Annotated in this window: 19 protein-coding genes; 13 read left to right on the top strand and 6 right to left on the bottom strand. The window is 71.3% G+C overall.

Annotation, left to right across the window (positions count from 1 at the left end; all coding sequences use genetic code 11):
• Window positions 1-220: 220 nt before the first annotated feature.
• The 4 genes from ACI2K4_RS10575 (at window position 221) to ACI2K4_RS10560 (ending at window position 5,102) form a co-directional block, all read left to right on the top strand.
• Window positions 221-1,453, top strand: a complete 1,233-nt coding sequence (locus tag ACI2K4_RS10575; protein ID WP_404510193.1) for a PucR family transcriptional regulator — start codon at window positions 221-223, stop codon at window positions 1,451-1,453.
• A gap of 11 nt (window positions 1,454-1,464) precedes the next feature.
• A complete protein-coding gene (locus ACI2K4_RS10570; protein WP_404510192.1) occupies window positions 1,465-2,877 on the top strand; it encodes an aminopeptidase P N-terminal domain-containing protein in 1,413 nt (470 codons plus the stop codon).
• A 202-nt stretch (window positions 2,878-3,079) separates the two neighbouring features.
• A complete protein-coding gene (locus ACI2K4_RS10565; protein ID WP_404510191.1) occupies window positions 3,080-4,300 on the top strand; it encodes a DUF2786 domain-containing protein in 1,221 nt (406 codons plus the stop codon).
• Window positions 4,301-4,442: 142 nt separating this feature from the next.
• Window positions 4,443-5,102, top strand: a complete 660-nt coding sequence (locus tag ACI2K4_RS10560; RefSeq protein WP_404510190.1) for a M15 family metallopeptidase — start codon at window positions 4,443-4,445, stop codon at window positions 5,100-5,102.
• 14 nt (window positions 5,103-5,116) lie between these two features.
• On the opposite strand, the gene ACI2K4_RS10555 is transcribed toward ACI2K4_RS10560, so the two are convergent.
• Complete coding sequence (locus ACI2K4_RS10555; RefSeq protein ID WP_404510189.1) at window positions 5,117-6,085, bottom strand: helix-turn-helix domain-containing protein; 969 nt, start codon at window positions 6,083-6,085, stop codon at window positions 5,117-5,119.
• Between the two features lie 85 nt (window positions 6,086-6,170).
• Here ACI2K4_RS10555 and ACI2K4_RS10550 point away from each other — a divergent pair, with 85 nt between their 5' ends.
• From ACI2K4_RS10550 to ACI2K4_RS10520, 7 genes are all read left to right on the top strand, one after another.
• The gene (locus ACI2K4_RS10550) at window positions 6,171-7,427 is read left to right on the top strand and encodes an APC family permease (RefSeq protein WP_404510320.1); all 1,257 of its coding nucleotides are present in this window, start codon (window positions 6,171-6,173) and stop codon (window positions 7,425-7,427) included.
• Between the two features lie 75 nt (window positions 7,428-7,502).
• A complete protein-coding gene (locus ACI2K4_RS10545; RefSeq protein ID WP_404510188.1) occupies window positions 7,503-10,589 on the top strand; it encodes an AfsR/SARP family transcriptional regulator in 3,087 nt (1,028 codons plus the stop codon).
• Between the two features lie 104 nt (window positions 10,590-10,693).
• On the top strand, window positions 10,694-12,046 hold the full coding sequence (locus tag ACI2K4_RS10540) for an FG-GAP repeat domain-containing protein (protein ID WP_404510187.1): 1,353 nt from the start codon (window positions 10,694-10,696) through the stop codon (window positions 12,044-12,046).
• Window positions 12,047-12,131: 85 nt separating this feature from the next.
• The gene (locus tag ACI2K4_RS10535; RefSeq protein WP_404510186.1) at window positions 12,132-13,517 is read left to right on the top strand and encodes an FG-GAP-like repeat-containing protein; all 1,386 of its coding nucleotides are present in this window, start codon (window positions 12,132-12,134) and stop codon (window positions 13,515-13,517) included.
• A gap of 100 nt (window positions 13,518-13,617) precedes the next feature.
• Complete coding sequence (locus ACI2K4_RS10530) at window positions 13,618-15,138, top strand: GH25 family lysozyme (RefSeq protein WP_404510185.1); 1,521 nt, start codon at window positions 13,618-13,620, stop codon at window positions 15,136-15,138.
• Window positions 15,139-15,248: 110 nt separating this feature from the next.
• Window positions 15,249-15,890 carry a M15 family metallopeptidase gene (locus ACI2K4_RS10525; protein WP_404510184.1) on the top strand — a complete coding sequence of 214 codons (642 nt, stop codon included), beginning with the start codon at window positions 15,249-15,251 and terminating at the stop codon, window positions 15,888-15,890.
• 207 nt (window positions 15,891-16,097) lie between these two features.
• Entirely contained in the window at window positions 16,098-16,967 is an 870-nt protein-coding gene (locus ACI2K4_RS10520) for a glycoside hydrolase family 25 protein (protein ID WP_404510183.1), read from the top strand.
• Here ACI2K4_RS10520 and ACI2K4_RS10515 read toward each other — a convergent pair.
• The 4 genes from ACI2K4_RS10515 to ACI2K4_RS10500 all read right to left on the bottom strand — a co-directional run bounded on the left by ACI2K4_RS10515 (window position 16,921) and on the right by ACI2K4_RS10500 (window position 20,349).
• A complete protein-coding gene (locus ACI2K4_RS10515; protein ID WP_404510182.1) occupies window positions 16,921-17,706 on the bottom strand; it encodes an amino acid ABC transporter ATP-binding protein in 786 nt (261 codons plus the stop codon). The two genes, ACI2K4_RS10520 and ACI2K4_RS10515, sit on opposite strands and share 47 nt — an antisense overlap.
• Before the next feature lie 6 nt (window positions 17,707-17,712).
• Window positions 17,713-18,576, bottom strand: a complete 864-nt coding sequence (locus ACI2K4_RS10510; RefSeq protein WP_404510181.1) for an amino acid ABC transporter permease — start codon at window positions 18,574-18,576, stop codon at window positions 17,713-17,715.
• A 59-nt stretch (window positions 18,577-18,635) separates the two neighbouring features.
• A complete protein-coding gene (locus ACI2K4_RS10505) occupies window positions 18,636-19,463 on the bottom strand; it encodes a basic amino acid ABC transporter substrate-binding protein (RefSeq protein ID WP_404510180.1) in 828 nt (275 codons plus the stop codon).
• A gap of 118 nt (window positions 19,464-19,581) precedes the next feature.
• On the bottom strand, window positions 19,582-20,349 hold the full coding sequence (locus tag ACI2K4_RS10500) for a TetR/AcrR family transcriptional regulator (protein WP_404510179.1): 768 nt from the start codon (window positions 20,347-20,349) through the stop codon (window positions 19,582-19,584).
• Between the two features lie 146 nt (window positions 20,350-20,495).
• Between ACI2K4_RS10500 and ACI2K4_RS10495 the strand changes: the two genes are divergently transcribed.
• Complete coding sequence (locus ACI2K4_RS10495; RefSeq protein ID WP_404510178.1) at window positions 20,496-21,521, top strand: ATP-binding cassette domain-containing protein; 1,026 nt, start codon at window positions 20,496-20,498, stop codon at window positions 21,519-21,521.
• Complete coding sequence (locus tag ACI2K4_RS10490) at window positions 21,518-22,354, top strand: ABC transporter permease (RefSeq protein ID WP_404510177.1); 837 nt, start codon at window positions 21,518-21,520, stop codon at window positions 22,352-22,354. The genes ACI2K4_RS10495 and ACI2K4_RS10490 overlap by 4 nt, the downstream gene beginning before the upstream one ends.
• A gap of 26 nt (window positions 22,355-22,380) precedes the next feature.
• Here the strand turns inward: ACI2K4_RS10490 and ACI2K4_RS10485 are convergent, their stop codons facing one another.
• Complete coding sequence (locus ACI2K4_RS10485) at window positions 22,381-23,292, bottom strand: sulfotransferase family protein (protein ID WP_404510176.1); 912 nt, start codon at window positions 23,290-23,292, stop codon at window positions 22,381-22,383.
• Between the last annotated feature and the right edge of the window lie 3 nt (window positions 23,293-23,295).

The following is a 23,295-nucleotide window of genomic DNA, read 5'->3' as shown; positions in this document are numbered from 1 at the left end:
ACTTCTGTCGGTGGCGGTTCGCCCCGACTTCTGCCGTTAGGTGGTCCCGCCGGGGCCCGTACCCGGGCCGGTCGTCAACATCGGCGCGGTGGCGCTTTGGTAACGGGCTCTTGCGCTCGGACCAATATCAACGCGAAGGTAGGGCCTGGCGGTCCAACGGCTCCGGTCGGATTCCCGGGGCACCTGCCCTTTCGGCAACCGAGGACGACCAGGGGATGACATGCAGGCTGAGCTGCAACGCATTGTCGACGCCGTCGCCGCCCGGGTCGGCCGACCGGCGCTGATCGAGGACCGGCGCCAACGCGTCGTCGTCTACAGCGAACACACCGGGGTGCTCGACGACGTTCGCCGGGCCTCCATCCTGCGGCGGCAGACCACCCCCGAGGTGATCGCCTGGTTCCGCAACGTCGGCATCATGAAGGCCCGCGAACCGGTACGCACGCCGGCCTGCGAAGAACTCGACCTGCTGCCCCGGGTCTGCGTGCCGATCCGGCACGACGACCTGCTGCTCGGCTTCGTCTGGTTCATCGACGCCGACGAGGGGATGACCGACGCCGACATCGACACCGCGACGGGTGTGATGGTTGACCTCGCGCTCGCCCTCTACCGGGAGAACCTGCTCGGCGAGCTGGCCTCGCAGCGGGAGACCGAGGCGGCCCGTACGCTGCTGGTGGAGAGCCTGGAGGCGCGTCGGCACGCGGTCCGTACGCTGCTCGAAGAGGGCGTCATCGCCGGTGACGGGTCGGCCACCGGCCTGGTCGCGCAGCTTGTCGTGCAGCGCGGCGAGGTGCCGGACGAGGTGGCCCGGATCGCGCTGGAGCAGGCCCTCGTCACCACCCGCCGCTGGATCGGCATCCGGGAGGCGCTGCACCTGGTCCGGCACGACCACGGGGTGCTGCTGCTCTGCGGCGGGCGGGTCGCCGGACGGCCGGCACCGGAGGCGGTCGCCCGGCACCTGGACGAGGCGCTGCAACACGCGACCCGGGGACTCGGCTCGGTCGCCCGTACCGTCATCGGCATCGGGGCCTCCCGCCCCGGCCTGGTCGACGCCGTCAGCTCGTACGAGGAGGCGGTGCAGTCGGCCCGGGTCGGCGTGCAGCTTCCGGCGCTCGGGCGGGTGGTCTCCTGGGCCAGCCTGGGCATCTACCGGGTGCTGTCCCGCCTGGACCACCAGCACCTGGACGTGGCCGGGGTCCATCCGGGACTGGAGCGACTGCTCCGCGACGACGCCAACCACGTGCTGCTGGAGACGCTGGAGGCGTACCTGGACCTGGCCGGCAACGCGCACGCCACCGCCGAGCAGCTCCGCCTGCACCGGACCACCCTCTACTACCGGCTGCAACGGGTCGAGCAGCTCGCCGAGACCGACCTGAAGGACGGCAACGAGCGACTCTGCCTGCACCTGGCGCTGAAGCTGGGCCGACTCACCGGCAACTACCGCCCGCAACACTGAGGAGGGGACCCATGTCCGAGACGCTCGACACCGGCAGTCACGACCTACCCATTCCCGCCGCCCTGGCCGAGTTCATGGGCACCGGCTGGAGCGAGCCGGAGGCGCCGGTCGAGGTCCACCCCGAGGTCGCGGTCTGGGCGGCGAAGCGCCGGGCCCGACTCGCCGGCATGTTCCCGGGCGAGCACCTGGTCGTTCCGGCCGGCGGCGCGCCGGTCCGCAGCAACGACCAGTACCACCGGTTCCGTCCCGGCGCCGACTACACCTGGTTGACCGGTGACGGCGCGCGCGGCGGCACGCTGGTGCTGTACCCGGACGGCGAGGCGACCCTGTTCACCGACGAACCGCCCCGGCTGGGCAGCACCGAGTACTGGGCCGACCGGACCAGCGGGGTGGTCTGGAACGGCGCCCGAGCCGACCTGGTCACCCTGGGCCGGGCCCTCGACCTGCGCTGCCGCCCGCTGGCGGAACTACCCGCCGTCCTGCGTACGGCGCAACGTCCCCGGCTGCTGCGCGGGGTGGACCCGTACCTCGACGCGCTGGTCCCGGCGACCGACCCGGCCGCCGACCGCGACCTCGCCGTGGCCTGCGCGGACCTGCGGCTGGTCAAGGATCCTTGGGAGATCGCCCAGCTCCAGCACGCGGTGGACGTCACCGTCCGTGGTTTCGCCGACGTGGTACGGGCCCTGCCGGAGGCGATCGCCGCCGGTGGCGAACGTTGGTTGGAGGGAACCTTCTGGCGGCGCGCCCGGACCGAGGGCGAGGAGGTCGGTTACCACTCGATCGTCGCCGCCGGGGCGCACGCGGCGACCCTGCACTGGAAGGACAACACCGGACCGGTACGCCCCGGCCAGTTGCTGCTGCTCGACGCCGGGGTGGAGGTCGGCACCCGCTACACCGCCGACATCACCCGTGTGCTGCCGGTCAGCGGGCGGTTCACCCCGGTCCAGCGCGACGTCTACGAACTGGTACGCGCCGCGAACGACGCCGCCATCGCGGCACTGCGGCCGGGCGCGGCGTTCCGCGACTACCACTGGGCGGCGATGGCGGTCTTCGCCACCGGGCTGGTCGACATGGGCCTGCTGCGCTGCTCGCTGGAGGAGGCGCTCGACCCGGACCGGCAGCTCTACCGCCGGTGGACCCTCTGCGGCTCCGGCCACATGCTCGGCCTGGACGTGCACGACTGCGCCCGGGCCACCCCCGGCCGGTACGCCGAGGGCGAGTTGCAGGCCGGCATGACGCTGACCGTGGAGCCGGGGATCTACTTCCAGCCGAACGACGAGCTGGTCCCGGCCGAGTTGCGCGGACTGGGCATGCGGATCGAGGAGGACCTGGTGATCACCCCGACCGGCAGCCGCAACCTCTCCGCCGCGCTGCCGCGTACCGCCGACGACGTCGAGTCGTGGATGGCCGGTCTGGCCGGGTAGGCCGGGCGGTCTCTGGCCGGGTAGGCCGGGCGGTCTCTGGCCGGGTAGGCCGGGCGGTCTCTGGCCGGGTAGGCCGGGCGGTCGGGACGAACTGGCTGAGTCCGGACGCGGCGTGCCCGCCGGGACACCGGGTCCGGTGTCGGCCGCCACTGATCGTGGCACTGCCGGCGGATCCGGGCCCGGTGTCCGTAGCCTTGTCCGGGTGGCGTCGGTGCGGGAGCGGATCAGGGCGGTGGTGACCGGGGCGGTCGGCTACGAGTCCGGGCTCGACGCGCTCACCGTGACACCCTCGACCGAGGTTGATCCGGCCCTGGTCGGCGCGCTGCACGAGGCGCTCGCCGGGTTGTGGCGGCGCGGCTGGCAACCGGTCGAGGTGCACCGGGTGGTCGCCCGGCGGGGGCAGCCGCAGCAGACGGAGCTGGTGACCGACGGGGTCGCGGCGTACCTGCGGGGGTTCGACCGGAGCACGGTCGACCAGCGCTGGCTGGCGCAGGTGGAGACGCTGGGTGCCCGGATCTGGTGGAGCGACGACACCGGCTACCTGGACCAACTCGCCGCCCGGTGGCGGCTCGACCGGGTGGCCGTACTCGACCTGGTGCTGAGCCTGCTCGGCATCCTGGCCGAGCTGCCGCCGGTCGAGGTGCTCGTGCCGCCGCCGGGGTCCGCCGTCACACCGGCCGGGCGGCCGGGCGCCGACGGGTCGTCCCGGGTCGACACCCGCCTGCTGGACCGGGTACGCGCACTGCTGGCCAAGGCCGAGTCGACCACCTTCCCGGCGGAGGCGGAGGCGTACACCGCCAAGGCCCAGGAACTCGTCTCCCGGCACAGCCTCGACGAGGCGCTGCTGGTCGCGCGCGGCGGCGAGACGGCGACCGTGGTGCCGTTCGCGCGGCGGATCGGGGTGGACCACCCGTACGAGAGCGAGAAGGCGTCCCTGCTCGACGCGGTCGCCAGGGCCAACCGTTGCCACACGGTGTGGTCGCCGGAGTTGGCCTTCAGCACCGTCTTCGGCTTCGACGCCGACATCGACGCGGTCGACCTGCTCTACACCTCGCTGCTGGTGCAGGCGCACCGGGCGATGGCGCGCGACGAGCCGCCGGGCGGCAAGGCCGGGCGGGCCCGGCTCAAGGCGTTCCGCCAGTCCTTCCTGGTGGCGTTCGCGGTACGGATCGGCGAACGGCTGGCGGCTGCCGCCCGGGCCGCCCTGGAACAGGCCACGACCGGCGACGACGGGGCCGGGGGCGGCGACCCGGCCGACCTGCTGCCGGTGCTCGCGTCCCGGGACGAGCAGGTCCGCGAGACGATGCGACGGATTTTCCCGCGTACGGTCCGGGCCAGGGGCAGCCGGGTCGACAGCCGCGAGGGTTGGGAGTCCGGCCGGGCGGCCGCCGACCGGGCGGCTCTGCCCGAGTCCGGTCGCTAGGGCGGCGGTTCCCGGTCCGCTGTAAACGTTCTGTAGTGGCGCTTGCAGCGGGATTCAAGCGACCCCGGGCAGGCTCGGTCGAATTATCGACCTCGCCGCCGGGTTTCGCGGGAGGGCAGTCCTCGTGAAGTAGGTGCTGAACATGGAGATGGTGCTGCTGTCCGATCCGGACGTGACCGGGATCCCGGTGGCGGAGTGCGGCGAGCCACTGGTCGACCTCCGTGACGTCGCGGGATTCCGGATCGACCCGCGACTCGCCGACGCCGAGGGGGCGTTCGCGCACCTGCGGGCGGGGGTGGTCGAGCGGCTGGTGACCGCACAGGCCCTGCTGCCGGCCGGACTCCGGTTCCTGGTGGTGGAGGGCTACCGCCCGTTGGCGTTGCAGGAACACTACTTCCAGGCGCACGTCGGGCGGTTGCGCGAGCGGACACCGGAGGCGGCGGAGTCGACGCTGCGCCGCCAGGCGAGCCGGTACATCTCGCCGCCGGAGGTGGCGCCGCACGTGGCCGGCGCGGCCGTGGACCTGACCCTGTGCGGTCCCGACGGCGAGGAAATCTGGATGGGTACGGAGGTGAACGACACCGACACCACCGCCTGCCACAGCGACTCGACCGAGATCGACGAGCGGGCGCGGGGCAACCGGGACCGGCTCGCCCACGTCCTGCGGGAGGTGGGTCTGGTGAACTACCCGAGCGAGTGGTGGCACTGGTCGTACGGCGACCGGTACTGGGCCTACCGGACCGGGAGCGGCCAGGCCGGTTACGGTCCCGTCGACGCCGTCCCGACCAGACCCGCGCACTGACCACCGGCGCCCGCTCAGCTCACGGCGGCACGCCGGAAGACGTGCCGGTACGTCTGCGGCGAGACGCTGGTGACCCGGCGGAAGTGCCGGCGCAGGCTGACCGGGTTGCCGAAGCCGGCCCGCCGGGCGATCCGCTCCACCGGTTCGTCCGTGGTCTCCAACAGCTCCTGGGCCACCCGTACCCGCTGTTCGACCAGCCACTGCAACGGGCTGGTGCCGACGGTGTCGCGGAACCGGCGGGCGAACGTACGCGGGCTCAGGTGTGCCCGGTGTGCCAACTCCGCCACGGTCAGCGGCTGGTCCAGGTGTCCACGGGCCCAGTCGAGCAGCGGCGACAGGTCCGAGTGCGGTTCGGCCCGGGTGACCGGGCGGGCGTACTGGGCCTGGCCGCCGTCGCGGTGCGGGGGCACCACCATCCGGCGGGCCACCTCGTTGGCGACGGCGGTGCCGTGGTCGCGGCGGACCAGGTGCAGGCAGAGGTCGATCGCGGCACCGGTGCCGGCGGAGGTGAACAGGTCTCCGTCGTCGGTGTAGAGCACGTCGGGCTCGACCTTGACCAGGGGAAACCGGTGGGCGAAGTCGACCGCGTTCAGCCAGTGCGTGGTGGCCCGGCGCCCGTCGAGCAGGCCGGCGTGGGCCAGCAGGTAGGCGCCGGAGCAGATCGAGACGATCCGGGCGCCGCGCCGGTGCGCCCGGCTCACGGCGTCGAGCAGTGCCGCGGGTGGGCGCAACTGCACCGACCGGTTGCAGGCCGCGAGGATCACGGTGTCCGCGTCGGCCAGCCCGTCGAGCCCGTACGGGGTGTCGATCCGCAGACCGGCCGTGGTGCGCAGCGGACCCGGCTCGACGGCGCAGAGGCGCAGCTCGTACCAGGGGTCGACCAGGTCGGACCGGTCGAGGCCGAAGACCTCGCAGGGTACGGCGAGTTCGAACACCGGGATGGCGTCGGTGACGGCGACGGCGACCACGTGCGGCGACTTCATGGCAGGAACGTATCGCAGATCGGCATTCCTGCCACTGTTCGACCGGCCCCGGTTCGACCAGGTTGGACCCGTGACCGATTCGTTGATCAAAAACGCTCCCACCGTACGTTCCGGCGGGCGGCTGACCGTCGGCCAGGGCACCGCGCTCTACGTCGGAGCGGTGCTCGGCACCGGCGTCATCGCACTGCCCGCGCTGGCGGCGGAGGCGGCCGGACCCGCCTCGCTGCTGGCCTGGCTGGCGCTGGTGCTGCTCTCGGCTCCACTCGCCGCGACCTTCGCCGCGCTGGGCGCGCGTTATCCGGACGCGGGCGGCGTCTCCACGTACGTCCGCAACGCCTTCGGATCGCGGGCGGCGGCCGTGGTCGGGTGGTGTTTCTACTTCGCGGTCCCGGCCGGCGCGCCCGCCGCCGCACTCTTCGCCGGCGACTACGTGGCGGCGGCGCTCGGTGGCGGTGAGACCACCACCGCGATCACCGGGTCGCTCCTGATCCTGGTGGTGACGGTGACCAACGCGTTCGGCCTGCGGGTCTCCGGGCGGCTGCAACTGGTGCTCGCCGCCCTGCTGGTGGCACTGCTGCTCACCGCCGTGGTGGCCGCGCTGCCGCACCTGCGGTGGGAGAACCTGCGGCCGTTCGCGCCGCACGGCTGGCTCGCGGTCGGCCCGGCGGCGGCCCTGCTGGTCTGGAGTTTCGCCGGTTGGGAGGCGATCACCCACCTGGCCGCGGACTTCCGCCGGCCAAAGCGTGACCTGCCCCGGGCCGCCGCCATCGCGGTGGTCGTGGTCGGGCTGCTCTACCTGGGCATCGCCGCCGCCACCGTGCTCGTCCTCGGCCCGGCGGCCGGCAGCAGCGAGGCACCGCTGGCGGAGTTGCTCGCCCTGGGCATCGGCGCCGAGGTGCACCTGCTCGCCGCCGTCGCCGCCCTGCTGCTCACCCTCGGCACGATGAACGCCTACTTCGCCGGGGCGGCGAAGCTCGGCGCGGCGCTCGGCCGCGACGGCGCGCTCCCCGGCTGGCTGGACCGGGGAACGAGCGCGGGCGAGGTCCCCCGGCGCAGCCTGCTGCTGGTCTCGGTGCTGGCCGCGACGGCGATGGCGGTCGCGGTGGCGGCCGGGATCGGGCCGAAACCGCTGGTGTTGCTCACCACCGGCTGTTTCGTCCTGGTGTACGCGTTGGGCACGGCCGCCGCGCTCCGGCTGCTGCCCCGGGGCGGCTGGGCGCGTCGCTGCGCGCTGCTCGCGCTGGTGGCGGTCACCGCGCTGCTGGTGATGACCGGCTGGTACCTGCTCTGGCCGCTGGTCCTGGCCGTTGGCGCACTGCTCTACCTACGACTGCGCCGCTGACCGAACGGCTGATCTCGGCGCCCGCATCGACAGTTAGCCTTGTCGATTGGAGACGCGTCCTGCGGGGAGGATGGCGTGGAATTTCGTCTGCTGGGGCCGGTCGAAGCCTGGGCAAGTGAGCATCCGGTGCAGTTGGGCGGGACGAAGCCACGGACGCTGCTCACCGTCCTCCTGGTCGAGCACGACCAGGTGGTCCCGGGCACCCGGTTGATCGACGCGATCTGGGGCAGCGACCCGCCGGACCGGGCCCGCAACGTGTTGCAGACCTACATCTCCACCCTGCGTCAGGTGCTGGCCCGGGTCGGCGGAACCGACATGATCGTCACCCGCCCGCCCGGCTACACGCTGCGGCTGGCCCCGCACACGCTCGACCGTGACGTGTTCGAACGGTTGCTGGCGCAGGGGCGCGCGGCGGCGGCCGACCACCGACACCGCGACGCGGCCGAGTTGCTGCGCGCGGCGTCGGCCCAGTGGCGGGGCGCGGCCCTGGGCGGTGCCGAGAGTGAACTGCTCGCCGGTGAGGCGGCCCGCCTGAACGACCTGCGGATGGCCGCCGTCGAGGACCGGATCAACGCCGACCTGGAGCTGGGCCGGTTCGACGAGGTCAGCGCGGAGCTTGCCGACCTGGTCAACCGGTACCCGTTCCGGGAGCGCCTGCGGGGGCAACTGATGCGGGCGCTGTCCGGGCTGGGCCGGCGCCCGGAGGCGCTCGTGGTCTACCAGAACGCCCGGACCGCGCTGGTGGAGGAGTTGGGCATCGAGCCGGGACCGGAGCTCCAGGCGATACAGAACGCGATCCTGCGCGACGAACCACCCGCCAGCGAGCCGAACGCCGGGCGGGAGCGGTCCCGCGCCGGCCGGTCCGAGCAGCCGGGGCCGGGTTCGCCGGAGGACGCACCGGGCGCCGCGCCGCGTACGACACCGGCTCAGCTACCACCGGTGCCGGCCGACTTCACCGGGCGCGAGACCGAGGTCCTCGCCCTCGCCACCGCCCTGACCGACCAGGCACCGGTGGTGCCGGTGCACGTGGTGGCGGGCAAGGGCGGCTCCGGCAAGTCCGCGCTGGCCGCCCGGGTGGCGCACACGGTGGCCCCGGAGTACCCCGCCGGTCAGCTCTACGCCGACCTGCGTGGGATGAGCGAGACCCCGGCGGAACCTCGCGAGGTCCTGGGCCGTTTCCTCCAGGCGCTCGGGATCGCGCCGGCCGACCTGCCGGAGACCACCGAGGCGCGGATCGGTCGCTACCGTACGTTGATGGCCGGCAAACGGATGCTGGTGCTGCTCGACGACGCGGGGACCGAGCAGCAGGTGCGCCCCCTGCTTCCCGGCACCCCCGGCTGTTCGGTCATCATCACCTCGCGTAGCCGGCTGATGGGACTCGCCGGCCCGTCGGTGACCGAACTCGACGTGATGGGCACGGACGAGTCGCTGGCCCTGCTGACCAAGATCGTCAACGCCGAACGGGTGGAGAACGAGCCGGACGCGGCCCGCTGGATCGCCGCCCAGTGCGGTGGCCTCCCGCTGGCCATCCGGGTGGCCGGAGCCCGGTTGGCCAGCCGGCAACGATGGCCGCTGCAACTCCTGGCCGACCGGCTCGCCGACGAGCGTCGGCGGCTGGACGAACTCAGCGTCGGCGACCAGGAGGTACGCGCCAGCATCTCGCTGAGCTACCGGACGCTCGACCCCGAGGCGCAGTCCGCGCTGCGGATCCTCGGCCTGCTCGGCCTGCCCGACTTTCCGTCCTGGATCGTCGCCGCCGCGCTCCGCCTCTCCGAACTGGATGGTGAACAGGCGGTCGAACGGCTGGTCGACGCGCAACTGGTCGACTTCACCAGCATCGACGGCCTGGGCGACCTGCGGTACCGGATGCACGACCTGGTACGCATCTTCGCGCGGGAACGGGCCGAGGCGGAGGAGACGGTCGACACCCGCAACGAGATCGTCTGTCAGGTGGTCGGGCACTGGCTCTGGCTGATCCAGACGATCACCGCCGGGTCGCCCTCCGGCCAGTTCGACATCCTGGAGAAGTCACCGGTGGCGTCCGCCCCGTACGAGGGGGTGACCCGGCGGGTCGCCGCCAACCACCAGATCTGGTTCGACGCCGAGCACAACGCGCTGATCACGGCGGTCGAGGTCGCCGCCGGCATGGGTCTCGACCAGGTCGCCTGCGACCTGGCCCGCGCACTGTCCACGGTCGAGTACTCCAAGGCGAACCGGTTCGACGCGTGGACCCGTACGCACGACGCGGCGCTCCAGGCGGCCCGTCGCAGCGGTAACCGCTACGGCGAGGCGATCCTGCTCTCCGGCTTCGGCGAGTTGCGGTACGCCCAGGACCGGTACACCGACGCGAAGGACTATCTCCGGCAGGCGCTGGACGCCTTCCGCCAGGACAAGGACGCTCGGGGCGAGGCCACCACCCTCGCCGGTCTGGGACAGGTCTGCCGGGAACAGGGACACCTGGCCGAGTCGCTGCACTTCTTCGGGCGGGCGGCGGTGATCGTCGAGGAACTCGGCGACGACAACGCGACCGGCTTCCTCCGCCGCCTCGCCGGCTCGGTACGGGTCGAGCAGGGCGACTACCCGGCCGCGTACCAGGACCTGACCGAGGCGCTCGCCGCGTACCGCCGCTCCGGCAGCCGGCGGGGTGAGGCGATGACGCAGCGCTCGTTGGCGTTGTACCACCGTTCCCGGGGCGAACTGGACGAGGCGCTGGAGCAGTCCTCCCGGGCGCTCGACGGGTTCCGGCAGGTCGGCGACGCCCTGCTGGAGGCGTACGGGCTCCGGGCCCTCGGCAAGACGCTGGTCCGGCTGGATCGCCCCGGCGAGGCGGAGGAGCCGCTGCAACGCTCGCTGGCGATCTGCCAGGAGATCGACGACCGCTGGGGCCAGGCGGCGACCTTGCGGGTCCTCGGTGAGCTGGCGCTGAGCACCGGTGAGCTGGACCGGGCCGAACGGCTGCTCAACTCCGCGCTGGGACGGTGGGACGAGTTGGGGCTGCCGCTGTGGCGAGCCAGGACCCTGCGCGACCTGGTCTGGCTGCACACCGAGCGCGGTGACACCGAGGCAGCCGCGACGGCGGCGACCGAGGCGGTCTCGATCTTCGAAAGCTTCGGCAGCCGGGAGTACGGAGAACTCGTCGACGCGTTGCAGGAAAAGCTGTAGCCGCTTCAGAATCCGCTGAAGCGGCTTTGGCGTGAAGCTTCAGTACCCACCGCCAACCTTTCCATGTCGGGCACGGTGCCCGGATCGGAAAGGAATCGGCAGTCATGCAGAAGCTCTCTCGGCGGACCCGGCTACTGCGCGGTGTGGCCACCGCCTTCGCGGTCGTGGCGACCGCCGCAGGTCTTGTCGGCACCAACCTGGTGCTGACCGTACAGCCGGCCTCGGCCGCCTCCGCCGTCAACGGTTCGATCACCCGGGCCGAGGTGCTGGCCCGCGCGCAGTACTGGGTCGATCGTAGATTCACCTACAGCCAGGCCCGGTCGGCGCCGGACAGCAGCGGTCGCGACTACCGCACCGACTGCTCCGGTCTGGTCTCCATGGCCTGGCACCTGGGCACCAGCTACACCACCGACAGCTTCCCCGACTCGGGGCAGATCAGGACCCTGCCCAGCCTGCACTCGCTCAAGCCCGGCGACGCGGTGCTGCGCAGCGGGCACATGGAGCTCTTCTCGCACTGGAAGAACCCGAACGACCACGCCCAGGGTGCGTACGTCTACTCGTTCAACTCCGACGGGCAGACGGTGCAGAACCCGTACGCGCCGAACAACGTGGGCAGTCTCGGCTTCAACTCGTGGAGCGACATGAACACCTTCTCGCCGGTCCGGTACAAGCGGATCATCGACGGCGAGCCGGGCGGCGACTTCAACGGTGACGGCAAGGCGGACGTGATCGCCCGCCACGCCACCAACTCCGACCTGTACCTCTACCAGGGCAACGGGTCCGGCGGCTTCGCCGGCAGCCGGGTGATCGGCAACAACTGGTCCGGCTTCGACATCCTCTCCACCTCGGCCGACTTCAACGGCGACGGTGACGCCGACATCCTGGCCCGGCACGCCACCAACTCCGACCTCTACCTCTACCCGGGCAACGGCACCGGTGGCTTCGAGACCAGCAAGGTGATCGGCAACAACTGGTCCGGCTTCGACGTGATCTTCTCGGCCGGCGACTTCGACGGCGACGGCAACGCCGACGTACTGGCCCGGCACGCCACGAACTCCGACCTCTACCTCTACTCCGGCAACGGGACCGGTGGCTTCGCAGGCAGCCGCGTGGTGGGCAACAACTGGTCCGGCTTCGACGTGATCTTCTCCGCCGGGGACTTCAACGGCGACGGCAAGGCGGACGTGATCGCCCGGCACGCCACCAACTCCGACCTCTACCTCTACCCGGGCAACGGGTCCGGCGGCTTCGGCGCCAGCAAGGTGATCGGCGACAACTGGTCCGGCTTCGACGCCATCTTCTCCGCCGGGGACTTTGACGGCGACGGGAACAGCGACGTACTCGCCCGCCACGCCACCAACTCCGACCTGTACCTCTACCCGGGCAACGGGTCCGGCGGCTTCGGCACCAGCAAGGTGATCGGCAACAACTGGTCCGGCTTCGACCTCATCTTCTGATCGAGGCACCTCATTCCGGACGACCCGGCACCGCACAGAACCTTCCTCGATCGGTGACACCCCTACCCGTACCCAAGGAGAGACCATGACCGTCGTCGGACGTACCCGTCGTCTGTTGACCAGCGCCGTCACCGCCCTCGCGGCCCTTTCGATCGGCGCGGCCGGCGCCATCGGACCGGCACAGAGCGCCCAGGCGGCCGGGCCCCGCCCCCTCTTCCAACTCCCGGTGAACTGCGGCGAGACCTGGCGCCTGTCCACCTACGTCGGACACGACAACTACGACATCGACATGACGCCCACCTCGGGCAGCGCGTGGGGTCGACCGATCCTCGCCTCGTTCGCCGGCACCGTGGTCGCCTCCGGCATCGACGGGACGCTCGGCGGACGGACGCCGCAGAACCCGGGCGGCCCGATGGGGACCGGCGGCGGCTACTACGTGAAGGTCGACCACGGCAACGGCTGGCGCACCCTCTACCTGCACATGCTCCAGTCGCCGATGGTACGCGTCGGCGACACCGTCGCCCGAGGTCAACAGCTCGGCAAGGTCGGCAGTACGGGCAGTTCCTCCGGCCCACACCTGCACTACGAGCAGCAGCGGGACGGCGCCAAGATCGAGTCCTGGTTCGACGGCGTGCCCTCCGGCATCACCCACGACGACGCCAACTACAGCGTCAACCGGACCAGCCAGAACTGCGGCAGCACGTTGCCGGTGGACTTCAGCGGCGACGGTAAGGCCGACGTGCTGGCCCGGCACGCCACCAACTCCGACCTCTACCTCTACCGGGGCAACGGCTCGGGCGGCTTCGCCGGCAGCGCCGTGGTCGGCAACAACTGGTCCGGCTTCGACGCGATCTTCTCGGCCGGCGACTTCAACGGCGACGGCGACGGCGACGTACTGGCCCGGCACGCTACGAACAAGGACCTCTACCTCTACCCGGGCAACGGGGCCGGCGGCTTCGACGCCAGCCGCGTCATCGGCAACAACTGGTCCGGCTTCGACCTCATCTTCTCGCCGGGCGACTTCGACGGCGACGGCAACGTGGACGTGATCGGCCGGCACGCCACCAACAAGGATCTCTACCTCTACCCCGGCAACGGCAGCGGCGGCTTCGAGGCCAGTCGGGTGATCGGCAACAACTGGTCCGGGTTCGACACGATCTTCTCCGCCGGCGACTTCAACGGCGACGGCAAGGCTGACGTACTGGCCCGGCACACCGCCAGCCAGGACCTCTACCTCTACCCGGGCAACGGCAGCGGCGGGTTCGGCGCCAGCAAGGTGATCGGCAACAACTGGTCCGGCTTCGACAGGATCCTCTCGCCCGGCGACTTCAACGGCGACGGCGACGCTGACGTACTGGCCCGGCACGCCACCAACTCCGACCTCTACCTCTACCCGGGCAACGGGGCCGGCGGCTTCGAGGCCAGCCGGGTCGTGGGCAACAACTGGTCCGGGTTCGACTTCATCTTCTGATCACCCCCGCCGACGGTGACCACCGCCCACACCCCCGGGCGGTGGTCACCGTCCCCCAGGTCCGGCTCGCGCGTTGGACCTCAATAGGAAGGACCAAGACATGTCGCGCTTCACCCGACTTCGCCGCCACCTCATCATCTCGGTCACCGCGCTCGCGGCAACCGTCGTGGGCCTGGCTCCCTCGGCCCCGGCGAGCGCCGCCGCACCACCCGGGTACGCCGTACACGGCATCGACGTGTCGGTGTACCAGGGGACGATCAACTGGGCCTCGGTGGCCGGAGCCGGCACCGACTTCGCGTACGCCCGAGCCAGTCTCGGCAGCGGCTACACCGACCCCACGTTCACCGCGAACCACAACGGCGCCAAGTCGAACGGCCTCTACTTCGGGGCGTACCACTTCGCCCGGCCGGACCAGAGCAGCGGGCGGCAGCAGGCGGACTACTTCCTCGACCGGGCCCGGGTGGTGAACGACGGCAGGACCCTACCCCCGATGCTCGACCTGGAATGGGGTCCGGCGAGCGTGCCCACCTGCTTCGGTCTCTCCCAGAGCGAGATGGTGACCTGGATCGACGAGTTCCTCGATCGGGTCAAGACCCGCACCGGCCGTACCGCGATGATCTACACCAACCGCAACTGGTGGAACCCCTGCGTCGGCTCGACCAGCTTCGGCGGACACCCGCTGGCGCACCCCTGTTACTGCGCCAGCCCCGGCACGCTGGCCAACGGCTGGTCCCGGTTCACCGTCTGGCAGTACACCTCGACCGGCTCGGTGCCCGGTGTCTCGGGCAACGTCGACCAGGACGTCTTCAACGGCTCGATGGCCGACCTCCAGGCGCTGGCAACGGGTTCCTCGCCGGCCCGCGACTTCGACGGTGACGGTCACGCGGACGTGCTCGCCCGGCACGCGACCAACCAGGATCTGTATCTCTACCAGGGCAACGGATCCGGTGGCTTCGCCGGCAGCCGGGTGATCGGCAACAACTGGTCCGGCTTCGACACCATCTTCTCGCCGGGAGACTTCGACGGCGACGGGAACAGCGACGTACTCGCCCGCCACGCCACCAACTCCGACCTGTACCTCTACCCGGGCAACGGGTCCGGCGGCTTCGGCGCCAGCAGGGTGATCGGCAACAACTGGTCCGGCTTCGACACCATCCTCTCCCCCGGCGACTTCGACGGCGACGGAAACAGCGACGTACTCGCCCGCCACACCACCAACAAAGACCTCTACCTCTACCCCGGCAACGGCACCGGCGGCTTCGAAACCAGCCGCATCATCGGCAACAACTGGTCCGGCTTCGACACCGTCCTGTCGCCGGGAGACTTCGACGGCGACGGCAACACGGACGTACTCGCCCGCCACGCCACCAACTCCGACCTGTACCTCTACCCGGGCAACGGGTCCGGCGGCTTCGGCACCAGCAAGGTGATCGGCAACAACTGGTCCGGCTTCGACGCCATCCTCTCGGCCGGGGACTTCGACGGCGACGGAAACACCGACGTACTCGCCCGCCACACCACCAACAAAGACCTCTACCTCTACCCCGGCAACGGCACCGGCGGCTTCGGCACCAGCAAGGTGATCGGCAACAACTGGTCCGGCTTCGACCTCGTCTTCTGACCCTTCGACCTCGTCTTCCGACCCCGACCCCCGATCGAACCCAGGTGACCCGGGCCGCCGACGGCGGCCCGGGCGCCGTACCCTTTCCGACCCATGTCTCGGAGGCCACCATGTCCGACATCGTGCTGTCGGTCGATCAGACGATCGCCGAGATTCCGGTGGTCGAGAACGGCGAGCCACTCGTCGATCTCGACACCGTCGACGCGCTCCGGGTCGAACGTCGTCCCGACTCCGCCGCGCCCGGCGTGAGCCTGCGACTCGGCCTGGTCGACCGCCTCATCGCCGCGCAGACCCTGCTTCCCGCCGGTCTGCTGCTGCTCGTCGTCGACGGGCACCGGCCGCTGACCGACCAGCGTCGGCGCCTCGCCACCGCCCTCGACGAGCTGCGCCGGGCCCGGCCGGACTGGTCGGAGGAGAAGGTACGGGCGACCGTACGTCAACGGGTGCAACCCGGCGAGTTCGGCTCGCACCTGACCGGCGGGGCGGTGGACCTCACCCTGTGCCACCGGTCCGGTGAACCGCTCTGGCTCGGCAGCGCGCTGCACACCGGCCCGGAGGCCAGCTCGGGCGCGTGTTACGCCGCCTCCCCGGTGGTGTCGCCGGACGCGCGTGCCCGCCGTCTGATCATCCGGCAGGCACTCGCCGCGGTGGACCTGGTCAACCGCCCCACCGCGTGGTGGCACTGGTCGTACGGCGACCGCTACTGGGCGTACGTCTGCGGCGCGGAATCGGCGCGGTACGGCCCGGTCTGAACCGAGCCCTGCGCCCTGCTGTGTACGGGAGCGGTCCGGTCTACCTGCGACCGCGTCGCTGAGCCGCCCGGAAGGCTGACAGGCGGGAGTGGAGCGGACCAACCTGCGGCTTCGCCGTCGGCCGGGTGCGGGGCAACCGGTCGGGCCGCCGGCTCATACTATGGTCACCCGCTGGCCGCGCGCCGGACCGATGTGAGAGAGGCCCCCATGTCACGCTCCACAATCGTTCGACGCCGGTTCACCGTCGTCACCGTCGCGCTCGCGGCGGCCGTCGGGGGCCTCCTCGGGCAGGCCAGCCCGGCGGCGGCGGCCGCACCGCCCGGGTACGACGTACACGGGATCGACGTCTCGATGTGGCAGGGGACGATCGACTGGGCCGAGGTGGCCGGCGCCGGCACCGACTTCGCGTACGCCCGAGCGAGCCTCGGCAGCGACTACACCGACCCCACATTCGACGCGAACCTTGACGGCGCCAAGTCGAACGGCCTCTACTTCGGTGCCTACCACTTCGCCCGTCCCGACCAGAGCGGCGGGCAGCAGCAGGCGGACTTCTTCCTCGACCGGGCCCGGGTGCTGCGCGACGGCCGGACCCTGCCCCCGATGCTCGACCTGGAGTGGGGTCCCGCGAGCGTGCCCACCTGCTTCGGACTCTCGCAGAGTCAGATGGTCGCCTGGATCACTGACTTCGTCGACCGGGTCGAGGCCCGTACCGGCCGTACCGCGGTGATCTACACCAACCGGAACTGGTGGGACCCGTGCGTCGGCTCGACGGCGTTCGGTGGTCACCCGCTGGCCCACCCCTGCTACTGCGTCAGCCCCGGCACCCTCGCGAGCGGCTGGTCACAATTCACCATCTGGCAGTACACGTCCACCGGCTCGGTGCCCGGCGTCGCGGGCAACGTCGACCAGGACGTCTTCAACGGCTCGATGGGGCAACTCTCGGCACTGGCGGCGGTTCCGCCTCCGGTCAAATCATTGCCATCTCGGCCGCGCTCGACCCCGCCCCCCGACCGGGACTTGCACCCCGGCACTACCCCTGCGCCGCGGGGGCCTGGGCCCCGATCTCTGCCTCGCTGACCCGGGTCGGTTCGAGCACCCGGTGCAGGAACTCCCGGGTACGGGCCTCACGTGGCGCGCCGAAGACCTCCTCGGGCGGCCCGGACTCGACAACCGTGCCGCCGTCCATGAAGACCACCCTTGACGCGACCTCCCGGGCGAAGCTCATCTCGTGCGTGACCACCAGCATGGTCATGCCCTCGGCGGCGAGCGAACGCATCACCGCCAGCACCTCGCCGACCAGTTCCGGGTCGAGCGCGCTGGTCGGCTCGTCGAAGAGCATCAGCCCCGGCTCCATCGCCAGCGCGCGGGCGATCGCCACCCGCTGTTGCTGCCCACCGGAGAGCTGCGCCGGGTAGGCGTCGGCCTTCTCGGCCAGCCCGACCCGGTCGAGGTTCGCCATCGCGATCCGCTCCGCCTCGGCGCGGGACCGGCGCAGCACCCGACGCTGGGCGATGGTGAGGTTCTCCCGCACCCGCAGGTGGCCGAAGAGGTTGAACTGCTGAAAGACCATGCCGATCCGGCGCCGTACGGCGTCGATGTCGCAGTCCGGGTCGGTGACCTCGACACCGTCGACACGCACCGTGCCGCTGGACGGTTCCTCCAGCAGGTTGACGCAGCGCAGCAGGGTGGACTTGCCGGACCCGGACGGTCCGATCACGCACACGACCTCGCCGGTCTCCACCGACAGGTCGATGCCGCGCAGCACCTCCAGCCTGCCGAACGACTTACGCAGGTCGCGGATCTCGATCGCGGGCACCGCCGGTCACCTCTCCTTCTCGGCCCGGCGTTCCAGCCAGCGGACCAGTTGTGACAGCGGCAGCGTGATCGCCAGGTAGAGCAGGCCGGCGACGACCAGCGGGGTCGGGTTGACCCGGGTGTTGAGGGCATCGCCGGCGAACTTGGTCAGCTCGATGGTGGTCGCGGTGACACCCAGGACGTACGCGAGCGAGGTGTCCTTGGTGAGCAGGATGATCTCGTTGGTCAGGGGCGGGATGACGATCCGGAACGCCTGCGGCAGCACGATCGAGACCATCGCGCGGCCGTGCGACATGCCGAGTGTCCGGGCGGCCTCGAGCTGCCCCTTCGGTACGGCCTGGATCCCGGCCCGGATCGTCTCCGCCATGTACGCGGCGGCGGTCGCGCCGAGGCCGACCGTCACCGCGCCGTACACCCCGCCCGGGATCTCCCGGTCCGGGAAGGCCAGCGGCACGCCGTAGCCGACCATGAAGAGCACCAGCAGCGAGGGCAGCCCCCGGAACAGTTCGATGTAGGCGGTGGCGAACCAGCGGTACGGCGCGACGGACGAGAGCCGCATCAGCGCCAGCACCAGGCCGACCACCAGGCCGAAGGCAAATGCCAGCAGCGTGTAGACGATGGTGTTGCGCAGCGCGACCGTGATCGCCTCGGGGAACATGCCCGAGGCGATGTCCAGCCGGAAGAACGATTCGGCGAGCCGGTCCCAGTCGGCCGCCAACACCACGCCGAGCAGCACGAGCGCGAAGACCAGGTAGCCGGCCAGCCGCCAGAGCCGCTGGCGCTGCCGGCGACCGAGTCGCCGTCGGCCGGTCGGCGGGACCGGGGACGGTCGTTCCGTGTCCCCGGCCGTCAACGTCGTCGGATCTGCCATGCCTCCCCCAGACCGCCCGGCGGTGGCCGCCGGGCGGTGTCGTCACAGCTCAGAGCAGGTCAGAGCGTCGGCTTCGCGCCGATCCACTGCTCGTAGATCTTGTCATAGCTGCCGTCGGCCCGCGCCTCGGTGAGCGCCTGGTTGATCGTCTCCAGCAGCTTGGCGTTGCCCTTCTTGACCGCCAGGCCGTACTGCTCGCCGGTGTCGAACCCGCCCGCGACCACAACCTTGCCGGGGTTGGCCTTGACGTACTCGTTCCAGACCGGCAGGTCGCCGACGGCCGCCTCGATCTGGCCGGTGGCCAGGGCCTGCTGCTCGGCCCCGAGGTCCTTGTAGGAGACCACCTCGATCTTCAGGCCCTGCTGCTGGACCTGCTGCTTGACGTAGTCCTCGCCGGTGGTGGCACCCTGCACGCCGAGCCGCTTGCCGGCCAGGTCGGCGAGGGTCTTGTACGGCTTGCCGACCGGCACGACGAGCGCCTGGGTGGCGTCGAAGTACGGCGCGGAGAAGTCGAGCACCTTCTTGCGCTCGTCGGTGATGGTCATGCCGGCGGCGGCGACGTCGCACTTGCCGGCGTTGAGGTCGGCCCCGGACTTGATGCCCTCGAACGGGGTGTCGACGATCTCCTGGGTCAGGCCGAGCTTCTTGGCCGCGAGGTCGACGATGTCGACGTCGAAGCCGACCACCTTGCCGCTGTTGTCCTTCGACTGGAACGGCGAGTACGGCAGGTGGGTGCAGGTGGTCAACTTGCCGGCCGCCACCACCTGCACACCGTCGGCAGTGGTGCCGCCGGTGTCCTCCTTCGCGCAACCGGTCAGGCCGGCGATCGCGAGCACCGCGCCCACGGCCAGCGCCGTGCCGCGCCGGGCCCCTCGAAGCTCTACCATCCGCGCATCCTCCCCAGGCGAGTCAAACCGTATGTTCCCTATAGGTTAAGCCAGGATATGACGAGGTGACCTCGGGGTCCGCGTCATGATCCGTTCACCACATCCCATGGGACCACACCTACCCTGGCAGGGTCGCCTCGATTCCGGCGAGGATGCGGTCGAGGCCTCGGTCGAACCGGGTGTCGAAGTCCCGGTCCGCGCCCGCCCGTGCCACCCGGGCGAGGTAGGGGTAGTCACCGCTGTCGATCAGTGCCTCCAGGTGTCGGGCCATGCCCCGCTGCCACTGCTCCTCGTCCAGACCTCGGTCCCGGCGGGCCGCCTGCTCGGCGATCTCCTCCTGCACGAAGCCACCGACCCAGCTACTGACCAGGGCGAATATCTCCAGCATGTCGACCGTGTCCAGGCCGAGCCGGTCCAGGATGGACATGCCGTACTCGAAGATCTCCAGCATGTTCGGACCCATCGCCGGCCGACCGGCGGCGATCCGGGCCAGCCAGGGATGGCTGAGCTGGGCCCGCCGCAGGCTGCGGGCCACCTCGGCGAGGTCGACCCGCCAGTCGCCGGTCGGCTCGGGCAGTTCGGTCTCGCCGAACATGTGGTCGAGCATCAGCTCGCAGAGGGCTTCCTTGTTGTCGACGTACCGGTAGAGGCTCATCGGCCCGGTGCCGAGCGCGGCGGCCACCCTGCGCATGGAGACGGCCTCGATGCCGGACTCGTCCGCGATCCGGATCGCGGCGGCGGCGACCTGGGCCCGGCTGTAGGTCGGCGCCGGTCCCCGGGAGGAGGTGGGCGCGGGCAGGCTGACCCGGACCGACAGGGGCAGGGCGGGCGGCACGTCCCGGGCGGGACCGGAGGTGTCGTCGCTGTTCCCGCCGCTCGATCTCACCGACGTGCCCTCCGTGGTCGCCGTACCGCCGGGTCTCCCCGTCGGTCGACGCGCTTTCCGTTCGTCCGTCTACTTGCGTACAGCGTACCCGGTTAGCTAGCGTACGAGACACAAAACCGCGTACGGCGTACCCAGTAGGAGGTCCGATGGGGCAGACGACGGGCGACGCGGTGGTCGTCGCGGAGGGGCTGCGCAAACGGTTCGGCAGCACCGAGGCGCTCGCCGGACTCGACCTCACCGTGCCCGCCGGCACGGTCTACGGCCTGCTCGGGCCGAACGGCGCCGGCAAGAGCACGGCCATCCGGATCTTCGCCACCCTCACCCGACCGGACGCCGGGCGCGCCCTGGTCGCCGGCCACGACGTGGTCCGGGACGCGGTCCGGGTGCGCCACCGGATCGGCCTCGCCGGACAGTACGCGGCCCTGGACGAGGGACTCACCGGCCGGGAGAACCTGCACATCTTCGGTCGACTGTTCCACCTCACCGGACGTACCGCCCGGCGGCGGGCCGACGACCTGCTCGACCGCTTCGACCTCGCGCACGCCGCGGACCGGCTGGTCCGGACCTACTCCGGCGGCATGCGCCGACGGCTCGACCTGATCTCCAGCCTGATCGTCTCGCCGGCCGTGCTCTTCCTGGACGAGCCCACCACCGGTCTGGACCCGCGCAGCCGCAACGAGATCTGGCAGACCGTCCGCGAACTGGTCGCCGACGGCATGACCGTGCTGCTGACCACGCAGTACCTGGACGAGGCGGACCACCTGGCGCGACACATCGCGGTGATCGACCACGGTCGGGTGGTCACCTCGGGCAGCCCGGAGGCGCTCAAGGCGGAACTCGGCGGGCGGATCGACGTGGTGGTCCGGGCGGTGGCCGAACTCGACACCGCCGCCCCGGTCCTGGCCCGGCTGGCCGGGTCGGCGCCGGACGTCGACGTCGACCAGCGGCTGCTCAGCGTGCCGATCAGCGCCGACGCGGTGAGTCTCCCCTCGGTGGTGCGGCTGCTGGACCAGGCCGGCGTCGACCCCGAGGACGTCGCCGTACGGCGTCCCACCCTGGACGAGGTCTTCCTCCGACTGACCGACCGGGCCCGACCGACGGACGGACCGACCGACGGGACGACCGACGGGACGACCGACCGGACCACCACGACCAAGGAGACCGTCGGATGACCGCGATCAGCGGTGGCGTACCGGACAGCCACGGCCTGACCCGGCTGCGCTGGCGGATCGCCGACGTACTGACCATCTGCTACCGGGTGTTGCTCCAGCTCAAGCACGCCCCGGGGCAGATCATCGGTACGCTCGCCTTCCCGCTCGCCGCCGTGGTGCTCTTCGGGTACGTCTTCGGCAGCGCGATCCCGATCGGCGACGGCGGCAACTACCGGGCGTACCTCATGCCGGGCCTGTTCGTGATGTCGACGGTGACCACACTGGTCACTGCGATGATCACCGTCGCCAGCGACAGTGACCTCGGGGTGATGGACCGCTTCCGGTCCATGCCGGCCGCGCGATCGTCGATCCTGCTCGGGCAGACCACCGCCGACCTGCTGGTCAACGGGGTGAGCCTGCTGGTGATGGCCGGCACCGGCCTGCTGGTCGGCTGGCGGGTGCAGACCGGTCCCGGTGCCGCGCTCGGTGCGTTCGGACTGTTGATGCTGCTCCAGTTCTCGGTCTCCTGGGTCGGCATCTACCTCGGCACGGTGATCCGGAACGTGCAGACCGCGGCCAAACTCGGCCCGCTGGTCATGCCGGTCACGATGATCTCGAACGTCTTCGTGCCGACCGAGGGCATGCCGGCGGTGCTGCGTACGGTCGCCGACTGGAACCCGGTCAGCGCGGCCGTCGCCGCCTGCCGGCACCTCTTCGGCAACCCGGCCACCACCTCGGCCGACCCGGCCTGGCCGATCGCGCACCCGGTCGCCGCGACCGTCGGCTGGTGCCTGCTGTTGCTGGCGGTCTTCATGCCGCTGGCCATCCGGCGCTTCGACACCGGCCCGAACTGAGCCGAGCCGGCGGGCGCCGAGCGGGGTCAGATCGAGTAGCCCCACTCGGCCAGCGGTTTCTCCAGCACCCGCTCGATCGCCCCGAGCTGGAGCGGGCTGAGTTCGTCGCGGTAGGCGGCGGCCCGGCCGGGCGGGAAATCGTACCGGGCGAAGCCCTTCTCGAAGGCCGGCGACCAGTCCAGCCCGAGGAAGTCGAGCATCCGTTCGACCTGCTCACGCGGAGACGCGACCAGGTCCTCGTAGCGTACGTCGAGCCACTGGTCGGCCGGGTGGCGCAACCGGGCCTGCACGAACGCCTCCATCAGCATCTTCCAGCCGAGCGCGGCGAGCACCTGGAACGAGCGGCCGGACTCGATCCACTCTTCGCGCAGGTCGGACGGGAGCGGGCCGTAGATCCAGTTGTCCGGCCCACGCCACCCGTCCCACCAGCCCATCTGGAGCCAGGAGTTGGCCACCGCCCGACCGTCGCGTACGACGTTGACCACCCGCAGGTCCGGGTAGGCGGCGTGCAGCAGGCCGGTACGCGGCCAACCGGTGACGTGCTGCACCAACTGCTGGCAGCCCTGCCGGGCGATCCGCTCGTCGAAGAACGCCCGCAGCCGCCGGGCGACGAACGGGGTCAGGTCCTCGGCGAGCAGGTCCCGGCACGGCCGGGAGAACCCGGCGAGCACGTGCCGGTCGAGCAGGTGGTACGCCTCCGACGGCGCCACCCGCAGCCGGCCGCGCTCCAGCAGCCGCCGGCTGTGCCGCAGCGACGTCATCCCGGCCGGGCGCGGCGCGGACCGGCGGTAGAGCGTGCCGTTGAACCGGCCCTTCGGGTTCAACCGGGAGAGTTTGTCGTCCAGCCCGGAGACAAAGCCGACCGCCGGGTGCCGGGAGAGCAGCTCCTGGACCAGGGTCGAACCGCACCGACCGGTGCCCACCACCAGTGAGAGCATCGT

The sequence above is a fragment of the Micromonospora sp. NPDC050397 genome (assembly GCF_044901685.1).
Lineage (GTDB): Bacteria > Actinomycetota > Actinomycetes > Mycobacteriales > Micromonosporaceae > Micromonospora_G.
This window is presented reverse-complemented; position numbering and strand designations above follow the sequence as displayed.

Excerpts from the sequence above, each read along its gene's own strand:
- ACI2K4_RS10510 (WP_404510181.1), bottom strand. The coding sequence starts at position 18,576 with ATGGCAGATCCGACGACGTTGACGGCCGGGGACACGGAACGACCGTCC.
- ACI2K4_RS10520 (WP_404510183.1), top strand. The coding sequence starts at position 16,098 with ATGTCACGCTCCACAATCGTTCGACGCCGGTTCACCGTCGTCACCGTC.
- ACI2K4_RS10485 (WP_404510176.1), bottom strand. The coding sequence starts at position 23,292 with ATGCTCTCACTGGTGGTGGGCACCGGTCGGTGCGGTTCGACCCTGGTC.
- ACI2K4_RS10570 (WP_404510192.1), top strand. The coding sequence starts at position 1,465 with ATGTCCGAGACGCTCGACACCGGCAGTCACGACCTACCCATTCCCGCC.
- ACI2K4_RS10540 (WP_404510187.1), top strand. The coding sequence starts at position 10,694 with ATGCAGAAGCTCTCTCGGCGGACCCGGCTACTGCGCGGTGTGGCCACC.
- ACI2K4_RS10505 (WP_404510180.1), bottom strand. The coding sequence starts at position 19,463 with ATGGTAGAGCTTCGAGGGGCCCGGCGCGGCACGGCGCTGGCCGTGGGC.
- ACI2K4_RS10525 (WP_404510184.1), top strand. The coding sequence starts at position 15,249 with ATGTCCGACATCGTGCTGTCGGTCGATCAGACGATCGCCGAGATTCCG.
- ACI2K4_RS10490 (WP_404510177.1), top strand. The coding sequence starts at position 21,518 with ATGACCGCGATCAGCGGTGGCGTACCGGACAGCCACGGCCTGACCCGG.
- ACI2K4_RS10555 (WP_404510189.1), bottom strand. The coding sequence starts at position 6,085 with ATGAAGTCGCCGCACGTGGTCGCCGTCGCCGTCACCGACGCCATCCCG.
- ACI2K4_RS10495 (WP_404510178.1), top strand. The coding sequence starts at position 20,496 with ATGGGGCAGACGACGGGCGACGCGGTGGTCGTCGCGGAGGGGCTGCGC.
- ACI2K4_RS10535 (WP_404510186.1), top strand. The coding sequence starts at position 12,132 with ATGACCGTCGTCGGACGTACCCGTCGTCTGTTGACCAGCGCCGTCACC.
- ACI2K4_RS10530 (WP_404510185.1), top strand. The coding sequence starts at position 13,618 with ATGTCGCGCTTCACCCGACTTCGCCGCCACCTCATCATCTCGGTCACC.
- ACI2K4_RS10575 (WP_404510193.1), top strand. The coding sequence starts at position 221 with ATGCAGGCTGAGCTGCAACGCATTGTCGACGCCGTCGCCGCCCGGGTC.
- ACI2K4_RS10560 (WP_404510190.1), top strand. The coding sequence starts at position 4,443 with ATGGAGATGGTGCTGCTGTCCGATCCGGACGTGACCGGGATCCCGGTG.